14 protein-coding genes are annotated in these 15,651 nt (G+C 35.2%); 3 read left to right on the top strand and 11 right to left on the bottom strand.

The features are described 5' to 3' along the window. Position 1: 1 nt before the first annotated feature. The 9 genes from murG to mraZ are packed head-to-tail and all read right to left on the bottom strand — an operon-like array spanning position 2 to position 10,026. Complete coding sequence (gene murG / locus K7G76_RS03605; RefSeq protein WP_223032833.1) at positions 2–1,099, bottom strand: undecaprenyldiphospho-muramoylpentapeptide beta-N-acetylglucosaminyltransferase; 1,098 nt, start codon at positions 1,097–1,099, stop codon at positions 2–4. Further along, positions 1,099–2,292 (bottom strand): FtsW/RodA/SpoVE family cell cycle protein, encoded by a 1,194-nt coding sequence (locus K7G76_RS03600; protein ID WP_223033595.1) that lies wholly within the window; start codon positions 2,290–2,292, stop codon positions 1,099–1,101. Before K7G76_RS03600 ends, murG begins: the two co-directional genes overlap by 1 nt. 13 nt (positions 2,293–2,305) lie before the next feature. Further along, entirely contained in the window at positions 2,306–3,637 is a 1,332-nt protein-coding gene (gene murD, locus K7G76_RS03595; RefSeq protein ID WP_223032832.1) for a UDP-N-acetylmuramoyl-L-alanine--D-glutamate ligase, read from the bottom strand. Between the two features lies 1 nt (position 3,638). Beyond that, positions 3,639–4,880, bottom strand: a complete 1,242-nt coding sequence (gene mraY / locus K7G76_RS03590) for a phospho-N-acetylmuramoyl-pentapeptide-transferase (protein ID WP_223032831.1) — start codon at positions 4,878–4,880, stop codon at positions 3,639–3,641. 1 nt (position 4,881) lies between these two features. Next, positions 4,882–6,345, bottom strand: a complete 1,464-nt coding sequence (locus K7G76_RS03585) for a UDP-N-acetylmuramoyl-L-alanyl-D-glutamate--2,6-diaminopimelate ligase (protein ID WP_223032830.1) — start codon at positions 6,343–6,345, stop codon at positions 4,882–4,884. Next, complete coding sequence (locus K7G76_RS03580) at positions 6,342–8,294, bottom strand: penicillin-binding protein (protein WP_223033594.1); 1,953 nt, start codon at positions 8,292–8,294, stop codon at positions 6,342–6,344. Before K7G76_RS03580 ends, K7G76_RS03585 begins: the two co-directional genes overlap by 4 nt. 60 nt (positions 8,295–8,354) lie before the next feature. Next, entirely contained in the window at positions 8,355–8,672 is a 318-nt protein-coding gene (locus K7G76_RS03575; RefSeq protein WP_223032829.1) for an FtsL-like putative cell division protein, read from the bottom strand. Next, a complete protein-coding gene (gene rsmH, locus K7G76_RS03570; protein ID WP_223032828.1) occupies positions 8,673–9,569 on the bottom strand; it encodes a 16S rRNA (cytosine(1402)-N(4))-methyltransferase RsmH in 897 nt (298 codons plus the stop codon). After that, the gene (mraZ, locus tag K7G76_RS03565; protein WP_223032827.1) at positions 9,556–10,026 is read right to left on the bottom strand and encodes a division/cell wall cluster transcriptional repressor MraZ; all 471 of its coding nucleotides are present in this window, start codon (positions 10,024–10,026) and stop codon (positions 9,556–9,558) included. The genes rsmH and mraZ overlap by 14 nt, the downstream gene beginning before the upstream one ends. Before the next feature lie 295 nt (positions 10,027–10,321). On the opposite strand from mraZ, the gene K7G76_RS03560 reads away from it, so the two are divergent. Genes K7G76_RS03560 through K7G76_RS03550 form a run of 3 tightly spaced genes read left to right on the top strand, consistent with a single transcriptional unit; the run spans position 10,322 to position 12,376 of the window. Further along, positions 10,322–11,086, top strand: coding sequence for an alpha/beta fold hydrolase (locus K7G76_RS03560; protein ID WP_223032826.1), 765 nt, complete (start codon positions 10,322–10,324; stop codon positions 11,084–11,086). A gap of 13 nt (positions 11,087–11,099) precedes the next feature. Beyond that, positions 11,100–11,702, top strand: coding sequence for a ribosome biogenesis GTP-binding protein YihA/YsxC (gene yihA / locus K7G76_RS03555; protein ID WP_223032825.1), 603 nt, complete (start codon positions 11,100–11,102; stop codon positions 11,700–11,702). Next, entirely contained in the window at positions 11,699–12,376 is a 678-nt protein-coding gene (locus K7G76_RS03550; protein WP_223032824.1) for a hypothetical protein, read from the top strand. Before yihA ends, K7G76_RS03550 begins: the two co-directional genes overlap by 4 nt. A 3-nt stretch (positions 12,377–12,379) precedes the next feature. Here K7G76_RS03550 and K7G76_RS03545 read toward each other — a convergent pair whose 3' ends face one another. Continuing rightward, positions 12,380–13,465, bottom strand: a complete 1,086-nt coding sequence (locus K7G76_RS03545) for an ABC transporter permease (RefSeq protein WP_223032823.1) — start codon at positions 13,463–13,465, stop codon at positions 12,380–12,382. A gap of 6 nt (positions 13,466–13,471) precedes the next feature. Further along, positions 13,472–15,637 carry a carboxy terminal-processing peptidase gene (locus K7G76_RS03540; RefSeq protein ID WP_223032822.1) on the bottom strand — a complete coding sequence of 722 codons (2,166 nt, stop codon included), beginning with the start codon at positions 15,635–15,637 and terminating at the stop codon, positions 13,472–13,474. Between the last annotated feature and the right edge of the window lie 14 nt (positions 15,638–15,651).

The following is a 15,651-nucleotide window of genomic DNA, read 5'->3' as shown; positions in this document are numbered from 1 at the left end:
TTTAATTTTGTTTTAACAACTTTACCACTTGATCCACAATATCACTTGTAGCATTTACCAAGGCTAATTTTTTTATATTCTCACTTAATTGTTTTTGCCTTTCAGGGGACACCATTAATTGTGTGAATTTATTTTGAAAATCCACTTCCAAATCGCTTTCGCGAATTAATATTCCAGCATCTTCATCAACTATGGCTTGAGCATTTTTGGCCTGATGATCTTCGGCAACATTTGGAGATGGAATAAAAATTACAGGCTTACCCACTATACACAGTTCTGATACCGAACTTGCTCCAGCTCGTGAGATTATAACATCTGCCGAAGCATAAGCGCAAGCCATATTATTTATAAATGCGTGCACCTGTATATTTTTAGTATTTCCGTATATTTTATACTTATCATAATATAGTTTACCACATTGCCAAACAACTTGAACATTATGAGTTTGCAAATAATCTAATTCTTTTTCTATGAGTTCATTTATGCGTCTAGACCCTAAACTCCCTCCTAAAACCAAAAGTGTTTTCTTTTCTTTTTCAAGTTGAAACAGCTCTTGGGCTTCTTGACGTTTTATATTGATGTTCAATAAATCTTGTCTAACTGGATTTCCAGTTTTTACAATTTTATCGGCAGGAAAAAATCGCTCTAGTCCATCATAAGCCACACAAATCTTATTCGCTTTTTTTGACAAAAGCTTATTTGTAATCCCAGGGTACGAATTTTGCTCTTGAATTAACGAAGGAATTCCTTTGGATGTCGCAACTTGCAATAATGGCCCGCTAGCAAAACCACCGGTTCCTATTACTACATCGGGCTTAAAACGTTTTATTATCCCTCTTGATTTTATTAAACTACTTAACAATTTGACTGGAAACACAAGGTTTTTAAGCGTTAACTGTCTTTGTATACCAGATATCCAAAGACCAATAATATCATATCCAGCTTGCGGTACTTTTTCCATCTCCATACGGTCTTTTGCTCCTACAAACAAAAATTCAGCATCTGGAAAGCGTGACTTTAATTCGTTGGCAATTGCAATTGCAGGATAAATATGACCTCCTGTTCCACCCCCTGACAATATGATTTTATAATGACTCATTAAATAGTTTCTGATAGTATTTCTAATGGGTTGTCTTCTGCTTCTTCCTTCTGTTTAATTTCTTCACGTTTTGCACTCACACTTAAAATAATTCCCACTGCCAAACAGGTCATCCAAATGGATGTCCCTCCACTACTAATAAGGGGCAAGGTTTGACCCGTAACCGGAAATAACTCCACAGCTACCGCCATGTTTATTAAAGCCTGAAACACTATTGGCAAACCAACACCCAACACTAATAATTTTCCAAAAATGGTATCTGATTTTTGCGAAACAATAACAATCCTGAATAATAACCATAAATAGAAAATCATTAACGTAAATCCGCCTAAAAGACCATACTCTTCAACAATGATAGCAAATATGAAATCTGACGATGATTGTGGTAAAAAATTCTTTTGAATGCTCTTTCCCGGACCGACACCTTGAATCCCTCCTGATGCGATAGCAATTTTAGCCTTTTCAATTTGATAATCAGCCTCGGTTTCCTCATCATTTGCAAAACTTTCAATGCGGCTCATCCATGTATCAACCCGATTGGGCATAACATCTGGAAATGCTTTAGCTACCAATACAAAAAACACCAAACCCAATATGCCTGATCCGATAATTATTGCAAGATATTTAACTGGATATCCACCAAGAAAAACCAATACCACGACCATTAAGAACATGATTGCTGCTGTTGAAAAATTAGCTGGCAGAATCAAACCCAAGACAAAGAACACTGGAATCCATAACGGTAGTATTGATTCTTTAAAAGAAACATTAACATCCTTTATTTTTGACATGTAACGTGCGACATAAACCATAAGCACAACAAATGCGAATGTTGATGTCTGAAAAGACATATTTACTATTGGTATTTGAATCCATCTACTTGCATTGGCGCCTTCTATAGTGGTACCCTGCAACATAGTTAACACCAACAACACGATAACAACAGGCATCATAACAATAGATAAGCCTTTAAAATATCGGTATGGTATTTTATGCACTCCATAAATAATGGCGAAGCCCAAAAACAAATGCATAAAATGTTTCACAAAATATGCAAAGGTATTACCGTTTCCTCCTATATAAGCTAAATTACTAGCAGCACTGTAAACAGGCAAAAACGAGAAAATAGCCAATAGAGCAGCTATTGCCCAGATAAGTCGATCACCTTTTATATTTTTAAATACGGTTTGCACCAACTATATAGTATTATAAGTTTCTTACAGCTTCCTTAAATTGTCTTCCTCTGTCTTCGTAATTCTCGAACAAATCAAAACTTGCACATGCTGGAGACAACAATACATTATCACCTGTTTCTGCTATTTTATAAGCTATTTTTACAGCTTCTGCCATATATTGTGTTTCAACAATCACATCGACCATAGAACTGAAATTCTTCATTAGCTTTTCATTATCAACACCAAGACATATTATTGCTTTCACTTTTTCATTTACAAATGGAAACAACTCGGTATAATCATTGCCTTTGTCTTGGCCACCTACAATCCAAACCGTTGGAGCATCCATACTTTCTAAAGCATAGTAAGTAGCATTTACATTTGTGGCTTTTGAATCGTTTATATATTGAACTTTATTAATCTTTAAAACTTGTTCTAAACGATGCTCAACACCATGAAAGTTCTCTAAACTTTCACGGATAGTTTGTTTTCTAATTTTTAATAAGTGGGCAACTGTTGAAGCTGCCATGGCGTTTTTAATGTTGTGCTTTCCTTCTAATGCTAAATCCTTTGTAGGCATAATTATTTGATTGTTATCTATTGTTATTTTTATATTATCTTTATCTAAACACGCTCCATTTTCAATCTGTCTTTTCAATGAAAATGGCAATAATGTGGATTGTACGGGGTGTTTTTCCAACCAATTGGTAATGACATTGTCATCACTATCATAAATCAGGTAATCGTTAGAATCTTGATTCATAGCTATTCTGAATTTCGCTGCGATATATTTTTCGAAATCATACTCATAACGGTCCAAATGGTCTGGGGTTATATTGGTTATTATGGCAATTTTGGGCTTAAAGTGCTTGCAATCGTCTAATTGAAAACTACTAATCTCCAAGACATAGTTATCAAAGTCTTCATCTAGAACCTGTTTAGCAAAACTGTCTCCTATATTGCCCGACAAACCAACATGTAGCTCTTGCTTTAAAATGTGATATGTTAATGAAGCTGTTGTGGTTTTGCCATTACTCCCAGTGATTCCCACTATAGTTGCATCGGTAAATTTTGAGGCAAATTCGATTTCGGAAATCACGGGAATTTTGGCTGCTATTAATCTCTGAACAATTTCCACTTTATGTGGAATGCCAGGGCTTTTCATTATAATATCTGCATTTAGAATTTTTGATTCTGTATGCTGTTCATCTTCCCAATCAATCTCATTATTTATAAGAACGTCTCTATATTTTGTTTTTATTTTTCCTTTATCAGACACAAAAACATCATATCCTTTGGCTTTTCCCAACAATGCTGTCCCCACACCGCTTTCTCCTCCACCTAAAACCACAAGCCGTTTCATACTATCTAATTTTCAATGTCACAATAGAAATAATTGCCAATAGTATTCCAACAATCCAGAATCTGGTTACAATTTTACTTTCGTGATATCCTGACTTTTGATAGTGGTGATGAAGTGGAGACATCTTAAAAATGCGCCTACCTTCTCCATATTTTTTTCTCGTATACTTAAACCAACTTACCTGCATGACTACCGACAGATTCTCTGCCAAGAAAATGCCGCACAACACTGGAATAAGCCACTCTTTTCTTACCGCAATTGCAATTACAGCAATTATTCCGCCTATAGTTAAACTACCCGTATCTCCCATAAACACTTGAGCCGGATACGTGTTATACCATAAAAACCCTATTAGCGCACCAACAAAAGCAGCAATGTAAATGGTAATTTCTTCAACCCTTGGGATATACATTATATTGAGGTATTCTGAAAAAATGATATTACCTGATACCCACGCAAAAATTCCTAAAGTGAGAACTATGATAGCGGATGTACCTGCTGCCAAACCATCAATACCATCGGTTAGATTGGCGCCATTTGAAACAGCTGTTATAATAAATATGACTATTGGAATAAAAATAATCCAAGCGTATTTGGACCAATCTGAATTCACCCATGTAATGATTTCTGCATAATCAAATTCATTTGACTTGACAAAAGGAATAGTTGTTTTAGTAGAACGCTCTTCTTCTTCAAACAAATCAGATGGTTTTGCATCTGGATTATTAGTAAGTATTACCTGTTGTTGTTCAATTGGTAGCTTTTCTTTAACCGTTACATCTGGATGAAAAAATAAAGTTGTGCCAACTATTATACCTAAACCCACTTGCCCCAGCACTTTAAATCGCCCTTTTAAACCTTCTTTATCGTTTTTAAACTTTTTAATGTAATCATCTATAAAACCGATTGTTCCCATCCATAAGGTGGTTACAATGAGTAAAATGATATAAATGTTTTCTAGTTTTGCTAAAAGCAACACTGGAATAAGCGTCGCTAAAATTATTATTATACCTCCCATAGTTGGAGTTCCCGCTTTTTCAACTTGACCTTCTAACCCTAAATCACGAATGGTCTCGCCTACTTGTTGCTTCTGTAGAAATTTAATTATGCGTTTACCAAATATTGTAGAAATTAACAACGATAGTATAATTGCCATGGCGCCTCTAAAGGTTATATAACCAAAAAGTGAAGCCCCAGGAATCTGGAAGTGTGTTTCTAAATATTCAAATAAGTAATACAACATATTATTTTTGCAACTGTTTTAAAAGTTCTTGTACTATTTTAAAATCGTCAAAATCAAAGCGCTCACCATTAATTTCCTGATAGGTTTCATGACCTTTACCAGCTATTAATATGATATCGTTTGAATTTGCCATTTGACAAGCTGTTTTTATAGCTTGTTTTCTATCTGAAATGGAAACTGTTTTCTTATAATTTTGCGGCTGTACACCGGCTTCGATTTCAGATAATATGGTTTCAGGATTTTCTGTCCTTGGATTATCACTGGTAAAAATGACCTTTGTGCTTAATACCGAAGCAATATGCCCCATTTTAGGCCTTTTGGTTTTATCGCGATCGCCACCGCAACCAACAACCGTAATTAGCTCTTCATTTTTTGTTCGAATACTATTTATTGTTTCCAGAACATTTTTTAAGGCATCTGGTGTGTGCGCATAATCTACAATAGCTGTAATTTTATCATCAGAAATGAGATATTGAAAACGGCCAGAAACACTTTCTAAATCGCTTACCAGCCTTAATATTTCAACCCTTTCTAAACCTAACAATTCTGCAGTCGCATAAATGGCTAAAACATTATAAGCATTAAAATCGCCTATTAACCGCGTCCAAACTTCATTATCATTTACTTTAAGCAACAAGCCACTAAACTGATTTTCTAAAATTTGTGCTTTATAATCAGCATATCCTTTTAAGGCATAAGTAAACTTTCTAGCTTGAGTGTTTTGAAGCATAAATAGCCCATTCTTATCATCAACATTGGTTAATGCAAAAGCATCTTTTGGCAGTTGATCAAAGAACCCCTTCTTTACATCTCTATATTCCGCAAAGGTTTTATGGTAATCTAAATGATCATGGGTAATGTTTGTGAAAATTCCACCTGTAAAATGCAAACCTTCTGTACGCATTTGATGAATACCATGTGAGCTTACTTCCATAAAACAGAATTCAACCCCTACATCATTCATCTCCTTTAAATACCTATTAATAGTCAATGAATCAGGTGTTGTATGCGTTGCTTGATACACTATATTATCAACCATTACTTTAACTGTAGATAATAAGCCTACTTTATAACCAGCATTTTTGAATAATTGAAACAATAACGTTGCAATTGTAGTTTTGCCATTAGTTCCTGTTACACCAACCAATTTTAAATTTTCCGAAGGCACATCGTAATAATTGGCAGCCATTATAGCCAATGCTTTAGATGTATTATCGACTTCTATATAGGTTACATTGTCAAATAATGTCTTCGGAAGCTGTTCACAAATAATGGCCACAGCTCCATTTTCAATTGCAGTATCTATAAAATTGTGCCCATCAGAAATTGTTCCCCTAACAGCAACAAATACATCATTGCTTTTAACTTTTCTAGAATCAAATTCAATGGCGCTTACAGAAAGATTCGTACTTCCTGCAACAGCATTTAAAGTAACCTTATACAGTATGTCTTTTAACAACTTCATGACGCTTGTATGATTACAGTTTGATTCTTCTTAATTTTTTCTCCCTTTGATATGGATTGTGAAACTACTTCCCCTTCTCCATTAATACGCACTTTTAAGCCCATATTCTCCAAAATTGGAACAGCGTCCATTATAGGCAAACCCACGACACTTGGCATAATGGTCTTGTACTTTTCAGAAACACCATAATACCCATCGAATTCTTTTTCAACTTTGGTATCTTTTACATCCAAAGATTGCACCTCGTCAATGATAGGCGTATCTGTAAATATTTTTTGGGCGATCCTCTTAAAAACTGGCCCAGACACGTCGGCTCCATAGTAGCCCTTTTTAGTACTCGGCTTATGAATAACAACTATACATGAATATTTAGGGTTATCTGCCGGGAAATACCCTGCAAACGAAGACACATAGCGTGGATTATCTTCATAATCTTCCATCCAGTATTCGGTTTTAGCGGTTCCAGTCTTTCCTGCCATAGAAAAATATGCTGAATACAAACGTCTTCCAGTTCCTCGAACTACAGCGTTTTTAAGAATTTCCTGTATTTCGTTTAATGTTTTATCCGAACAAATCTTATTATTTATAATTTCGCGATCAAACACTTCAATTTGATTGTTTAACTCACGAACCTCTCTTATAAAGCGCGGCTTAACCATGACACCATTATTAGCAATAGCATTATAAAATGTTAAGGTTTGTAAAGGTGTTAACTCCATATTATAGCCATAGGCCATAGATGGTAAAGCATTCTTACTCCAAATTTCATCTCCTGGCTCTGGTATTTCTGGCTGTCCTTCTCCTATGATTGGTAAGCCAAGCGGCTTATTTAACGACCAGCTTCTTAAACGATTAATAAATTTTTTAGGATTGTCTGAATAATTTTCATCTACAATAGTCGCCAAACCTATATTTGAAGACACCTCAAGTGCTCTAGCTGCGGAAATCTTGCCATAACCTCCATGATGTGAATCAGTAATTGGTCGGCCATAAAACATTTTTCTACCGCTTTTGGTATCTATTACTGTAGACGTATCAATAACTTTATCTTCTAAAGCAGCCATTAATGCCATTACTTTAAAGGTAGAACCCGGCTCATGAGCTTCACCAACTGCGTAGTTAAGCTTTTCGTAATACGTTCCTTTTGATGTTCTCCCTAAATTTGAAATCGCACGTATCTCACCCGTTTCAACTTCCATAACTACAACGCAACCGTGTTCAGCCTCATAGTATTCTAATTGCTGTAATAAGGCATGATGGGCAATATCCTGAATGTTAACACTAATAGTAGTATACACATCGTATCCGTCTTGAGGCTCTATCTGATTGTAATCCACAATAGGCTTCCATTGGCCTTTTCCTATTTTTTGCTTCAATCGCTGACCATCTTTTCCACGCAGATATTTCGCTCCAAACGCACCATCAATACCAGCCCGTGTTACATTCCCATCTTCATCAAAACGCTCATAACCAATAGAACGCTGTGCAATACCTCCCATAGGATGTTCACGTTTTGTAGTCTGCTCTACAATCAACCCTCCTTTAAAAGCTCCAAGGTTCAACAATGGAAAATTCCTAACGCGTATATAATCTGAATAGCCAATATTACGCGCCAACAGGTAATAGCGGTTTTTATTGGCTCGCGCTTTTCTTATTTCTTTCTGGTAATACGATGATGGCTTTCCTGAAAATTTTGAGAGTGAATCGCAAAGCGGTTTTAAATACTTCTCGAAAGTTGCTGACGAAGGCGTGATAGCATCTATACGAATATCGTATTTAGGAACAGATGTCGCCAACAAATTACCATTGGCCGAATACACATTACCTCTATTTGCCGGAATAACAACATTTTTAATTGTTCTCGTTTCTGCCAAGCCACGATACTTATCGCCTTGGATGAATTGAATACTCAACAGTTTGAACACAACTGCTAGAGCGAAGATGAACATACATCCTGCTACAAAATACAATCGGTTTAATATGTTCTTCTCGTTTACTGCCAAGTTGAACTACTTTTGAGATTTAACTTTAATTTTGGTTGGCGGTATCTCTGATATGGCCAAACCTTTTTCCTTCATTTTTATTTCGACGCTCGTTTCTTTTTTCAAATCCATGAGCTTTCCTCTAGCATCAATCATTTCTGACCGAAGCTCTTTTACTTCATTATTTAATCGTGCTATTTCATGTACTTTTTTATCAGCACTATGCGAACTTGCAATCATAATTATGGCCAGAACCGATATAAAAAGAATCATGCGCCAATTTTTAAAAGCGTCATCGCTAACTAAAAATGTTCCTTTTAATATGCTGTAGATTCTTTTTTTCATCTATAACTTCTCTGCTATTCGAAGCTTTGCGCTTCTAGCTCTGTTATTCTGTTTAATTTCTTCTGAAGTTGGAACAATTAACCCTCCAACTTTTTTAAATGGCACTTCAAAATTTCCAAAGACATCACGTTCAGGCTCTCCTTCAAACAAACCATTTCTAATGAAACGCTTCACCAATCTATCTTCCAATGAGTGATACGAAATAACACTCAACCTGCCACCAGGCTTTACAACTTCTTGAGATTGCAGCAAAAACGCCTTTAAAACTTCAATTTCCTGATTTACTTCTATTCTAATAGCTTGAAATATTTGAGCCAATACTTTATTTTCTTTTTTATGGTTTAAAAACTGCTTCAACACCGTTTTTAATTGCTCACTGGTTTTTATAGGCTCTACATTTCTTGCAGCTATAATTACCCTTGCCATTGCTGGCGCTTGACGCAATTCGCCATATTGCCAAAGCACTTGTCGTAATTGCTCTTCATCATATTCGTTGACAACATGATAAGCCGACAACTCACTTTGTTGATTCATTCGCATATCCAAATCGGCTTCAAAACGGATTGAAAAACCGCGTTCTGCCACATCAAACTGATGTGACGATACACCAAAATCTGCTAAAACACCATCAACCTGTTTCACACCATAAAACCTTAAAAACCGTTTGAGATACCTAAAATTTTCATGGATAAGCGTAAACCTTTTATCATCAATAGCATTTTCAAGAGCGTCAGGATCTTGATCAAAGGCATACAATCTCCCTTTCTCCCCAAGCCTGCTTAATATTTCTTTACTATGACCTCCACCTCCAAATGTGACATCCACATACACACCATCATCAATGATGTTTAAACCATCAACCGTTTCTTTTAACAGTACCGGATTATGATATTCCATAATCATCATCGTCTTGACCCATTACCTCTTCAGCTAAATCTGCAAAATCTCCTGTAGCATCATCAATAGCTTTCTCATATCGATCCTTATCCCAAATCTCTACAATATTGATTGCCGACGACACCACTATTTCTTTAGAAATGCCTGCAAAACCAATCAGATCTTTTGGGATTAACAAACGACCTGTAGCATCCACTTCAATCATTTTTACACCTGCTGTAAATCTGCGAATGAAATCGTTATTCTTTTTCTTAAACCTATTTAGCTTATTCACTTTTTGCATTAAAGCTTCCCATTCAGACATTGGATAAAGCTCTAGACAAGGCTGAAAAACCGCTCGCTTTAATACAAACCCTTCCTGCAAAACAGGAAGCAGCTGCTTTTTTAATGCAGCTGGCAACATGAGGCGACCTTTTGAATCCACCTTACACTCGTATGTCCCTATTAATGAGTTCAATGCTTTTCGAGCTATTTATATAGTTTAAGTTTCAAATATATTGAAAAATATACCACATTTTACCACATTTTACCACATTGTTGATAATTTTTCGATTAACAGCAAGATAAATCCGATAGAACTTTCGGATCAAAACCCTTAATACCTGCAATTCAGGTAATTAAAAAGCACTTAAAAGTTGATAACATAAACTGTTAATATCTTGATTGGTCTTAAATTTTAAGAGCATTAGAATTATCCGATATATTATGAATGATTTAATTATATTTGCTTTTAAGAATAGCGTAAAGAATTCATGGTGCATCGATTAAAAAAAGAAAAGAGTTTCAGTTATATTGAAGTTGGAGAAGGCACGCCTATTATTGTTCTTCACGGCCTTATGGGTGGTTTAAGTAATTTTGATTCGGTTACAGATTATTTTAGCAAAAAAGGGTATTGTGTCCTCATTCCTGAATTGCCAATATACACCATGTCGCTTTTAAAGACTAATGTTAAAAGCTTTGCTAAATACCTTTACGATTTTATAGAGTTCAAAGGTTTTGATGATGTTATTTTATTAGGAAATTCTTTAGGTGGACATATAGGCTTATATCACACAAAATTATACCCTGAAAAAGTAAAAGCACTAATAATAACGGGTAGTTCTGGGCTTTATGAAAGCGCTATGGGTGGTGGTTACACGAAGCGTAGTGATTACGAAGTTATAAAGAAAAAAGCTCAAGACGTTTTTTACGATCCGGCTGTTGCCACTAAAGAGATTGTAGACGAAGTTTATGAAACTGTAAACGATAGAAATAAACTGATAAAAACTTTGGCAATTGCCAAAAGTGCCATTCGCCACAACATGGCAAAAGACTTACCGAACATGAACATACCAACCTGCATAATTTGGGGGAAAAACGATACAGTAACACCCCCAGAAGTCGCAGTGGAATTTGATGAACTACTTCCTGATTCTGATTTGTTTTGGATAGACAAATGTGGCCATGCAGCAATGATGGAACACCCAGATGAGTTTAACCAAATTCTTGATAATTGGTTAACTAAACGAAATTTCTAAAAGCGCTTTTATTATGGAAATTAAATCGGCAGAATTTGTAATGAGCAATTCTGATGTTTCAAAATGCCCTAAAAACTTATTACCAGAATACGCATTTATTGGGCGAAGTAACGTTGGCAAATCCTCATTGATAAATATGCTTACCAACCGAAAAAGTTTGGCCAAAACCTCGGGAAGACCAGGAAAAACGCAGTTAATAAATCACTTTTTAATTAATAGCAATTGGTACTTGGTTGACTTACCAGGCTATGGTTATGCTCGGGTTTCCAAAAGTGCAAAAAAAACATTTCAAAAGTTTATAACCCAGTATTTCAGCCTACGTGAACAATTGGTCTCTGCATTTGTATTGGTTGATATAAGACATAAGCCACAACCTATTGACCTTGATTTTATGACTTGGCTTGGCGAGAACGGCATTCCGTTTTCAATAATTTTTACAAAGGCCGACAAATTAAAACCGAATGCCATAACACAACATGTAGAAGCCTATAAGCAGAGAATGCTGGAGACTTGGGAAGACATGCCCAATTACTTTGTAACCTCATCATCTAAAAGTATTGGCAAAGATGAAGTTTTAGATTATATAGCTAATATTAACGCTGATTTTAAAGGATGAGAAGTTTAATTGTTTTATTTATTGTTTGCTTTTATTTTCAAAGCGGACTAGCCCAGCACAGTATAAAACTAGATGTTGATGGTACAAAATTAACCAATGCCGAGTTTAGAAAAAAGTGGACAAATGAACAACTAAATTTATATGCATGGCAATATAAAGGTGAAGACGGCAACAATTACATCGAATTAAGAAAAGGGCTATTCGAAACAAGTGTTCAGGATTTTGACTCCATAAGAAGTTTGTTTAAAAAAATATATAACGTAAAAATTCCTAAAAAGCATGTCATTTTATTGGAATACAGATTTAAAGATGATATGTGTACTACTGAATCACGCGATAATAAATGGACTAAATCTGAATTGGATTATAAAGTTGCATTCGCTAACGGAACTCGTTCAGAATTAAAATCTGAAGGGGTTACTTATATAACTTTATTCGAGAATGACATCATACTCGAAAGTCATTCAAATAAAAAAGGTGAATATTTTTTTAATGATATAGATAATTTTTTTAGAAATAATCTTTTTAAAACCCCATCCCTTTGCGGTTCTTATGCTTTAATAAAACCAAACGGAGAAACTTTGGTTAGAAACGGAGAGTACAACGCTGAATTCATGGCTGAACACTTAAAATCAGAAATCTGGAATCGGTTTTTTAATAAAGAAGGCAATTAATTATTAACCCCTAACATCCAAAGCGTCACGTAAGGCATTACCCATTAGCATAAAGGCCATTACCAAGCTCATAATACAAAACCCAGGTATTAAAGCTAAATAGGGTTTTCCCAGGATAATATAATTGTAGTGATCTTTTATCATAGCTCCCCAACTGGACATAGGCGGTTGTGCACCTATACCTAAAAAGCTCAACCCACTTTCAATTAAAATGGCAGCAGCAAAATTAGCAGCTGAAATCACAATTACTGGTGCCATGATATTAGGTAAAATATGCTTGGCGATAATCCGAACATCAGTAAAGCCTAAAGCTCTGGCTGCCGTTACATATTGCATTTCTTTTACGCTAATAACCTGGCCTCGAACAACTCTAGCTACCTCAACCCACATAGTTAAACCTACAGCAATAAATACTTGCCAAAACCCTTTACCTAACGCAAGGGTTATGGCTATAACCAGTAACAATGTTGGTATAGACCACGATACATTTATTAGCCACATAATCATGGCGTCAACTTTACCACCGTAATAACCAGCAATACTGCCCAATAAAATCCCTACAACCAAAGAAATAAAAACGGCTACAAAACCTATAAAAAATGATATTCTAGCACCTACTAACACACGGCTTAATAAATCCCTTCCATATTTATCAGTACCAAACAGAAAGGTCCGTTCTTCTACAAAAGGCTTGTTTTTATAAGTATCAAGGTTTATAGTTTTTGAAATTCCTTTTAAACCATCAGCAGCATATTCGGTGTAGTGCAATTGATTGTTAACAATACGATATTCCGAAACAGGTATTTCGGTATTGACATTTTTATGACCAAAAAACAACTTACTGAATGCATTTTGCTTTACCATAACTTCTTCAGGCATTACTAACATTTTAACCGAAAATCCTGGATTTTTAGAATGAATAGATAAATGCATTTGATTGGCATGTTGCGAATTGTCGGGTGCAAAAGCATAGGAGAAAATAGACACCAATCCTACTATCGCGATAAAAACCAAACTAAAAACGCCCCAGAAATTCTTTTTATATTTCTGGAGCGCTAATTGACTTAATGAGTTTGATTTATTACTCATAAAAAATTAGTCTTTTACAGTAGCTACCTTTTTTATAGAGTATGACATTTTTAAATCTTCCAATACATTTAGGGCTTCTTCAATATATACATCTTGACTCAAGCTCGTGTGCCAACGCTCCCGTTTTTCTTTTAAAATTGTATCATTTTCAAACAATCTCGTTTCATAAGGCAGTGATTCAAAGGTAAGGTTAGTTTTATAATCTGATATCTTATCAAATTGTTTGGCTTGCTCTTCATTTAAATCCAAACGTTGGCGATAGGTTGTGTAATTCAAAGAGTGTGTCTTTTCGTCCATACGCTCTTTAACCCATTTAGCATTTGCTTCAATAAGTTTAAGCTGCTCATTATCTTTCATACGGTTTGAACTACTTTTTATAGTAGCATCATAATCAAAATAACGATCCCAACTTTCATAATCGGCTGCATCAATTTCATCCCAACTTAAAGGATTCTCCTGATCTTTTTCACCTATATCAATAAAACTGTAACGGTCTGGAACAACAACATCACTCTTCACTCCTTCCAACTGTACCGATCCGCCATTAATTCTGTAATATTTTTGGGTTGTTAATTTTAGAGCCCCTAAATCACCCTCTTTGTTGCCTCTAATCATTCTATTTAAATCATAAAAGCTTTGCACCGTTCCCTTACCATAAGTTTGCTTACTTCCAATAATAATGGCTCGTTTATAATCCTGCATAGCGGCTGCTAAAATTTCTGAAGCAGAAGCCGATAATTCGTTCACCAAAATTACCAAAGGTCCATCCCAAACAATAGATTTGTCTTTATCGTCTAAAACTTCTTTAGGTTCTCCTGTAGAACGCACCTGAACAACAGGACCGTCTTTTATAAACATACCTGCAATATCAACAACTACCGGTAATGAACCACCTCCATTATTTCTTAAGTCTAATACAAGACCTTCCATGCCTTCGTCTTTTAATCGTTCTATTTCCTGTTTAATATCTGAAGCTGCATTACGTTTTTTGTAATCTTCAAAATCTACGTAAAACTTTGGCAAATCAATAACACCAAACTTCTTATTGTCTTTTTCTACAATTGAAGATTTTGCATAAGTTTCCTCCAATTCAACAATATCTCGTGTGATTTTGACATCCTCAACAGTACCATCAACCTTTTTAATAGTCAAATATACATTAGTTCCTTTAGGCCCTTTAATGAGTTTTATGGCATCGTCAATTCGCATACCAACAATATTTACTGGCTGTTCTTCATTCTCTTGACGTACTTTCATGATTATATCACCAACTTCAAGATCTTTACCTCTCCAAGCAGGACCACCAGAAATTAGCTCAACTATTTTAATGTTATCCATACGTTTTTGCAAACGTGCGCCAATACCTTCTAACTTACCAGACATTTGTTGATTAAACACATCTTTATCTTCTGGTGCAAAATAGGTTGTATGCGGATCGAATTCAGCAACTATTGCATTAATGTACATGGAAAACCAATCTTTTCGCTGCATGTCATCAATATAATCCGTATAATAGGTGTCAATAGATTTTAAAGTAGCCTCGCGAGCTTCTTTTTCAATTTCTTGAGACGTTTTTGGAGTAACTATTTTTGATTCATTTTCTGAATCTTCATCTTGAGAATCTGCATTTTTTTCAAGATTCTCTTGCTCAATTACCAACTCATCATAATTAGAAATATTAGAAAACTTCAATTGCTTTCTCCAGCGTTCCTTCATTTCTTTTTTAGTCTTAACATAAGGCGAACTGTCATAGTCGGAACTAAACTCTTCATCAATGGTATAATCAAATGGTTTAGAAAGCACCTCTTTATAAATTACTTTTGCTTCCTCAATACGTTGCAACAAACGTTCATGTGTTAAATTGAAAAACGACAGATCATAAGCCTTAATCTGGTCGTCAATCTCTGTTTTATACTTTTCAAATTCATCAATATCAGACTGATAGAAGTAGCGTTTTAATGGATCTAAATTATCTAAATAATCAGAATACACTTCCATTGAGAATTCATCATTCATATCCTGCGGATCGAAATGACCACGCTCTAAAACATAAGTAATAACTTGTAAGAGCAACTTATCTTTATTAGGGTCGCTAAATGTTTTAGTAGTAAAACTACACGATGCAAAGGCCAACAAGAGCACCAACACCAAAATATTATAATTCCTTTTCATAATTCTTAAAATAA

It is taken from the genome of Hanstruepera marina, from assembly GCF_019880635.1.
Classification (GTDB): domain Bacteria; phylum Bacteroidota; class Bacteroidia; order Flavobacteriales; family Flavobacteriaceae; genus Hanstruepera; species Hanstruepera marina.
This window is presented reverse-complemented; position numbering and strand designations above follow the sequence as displayed.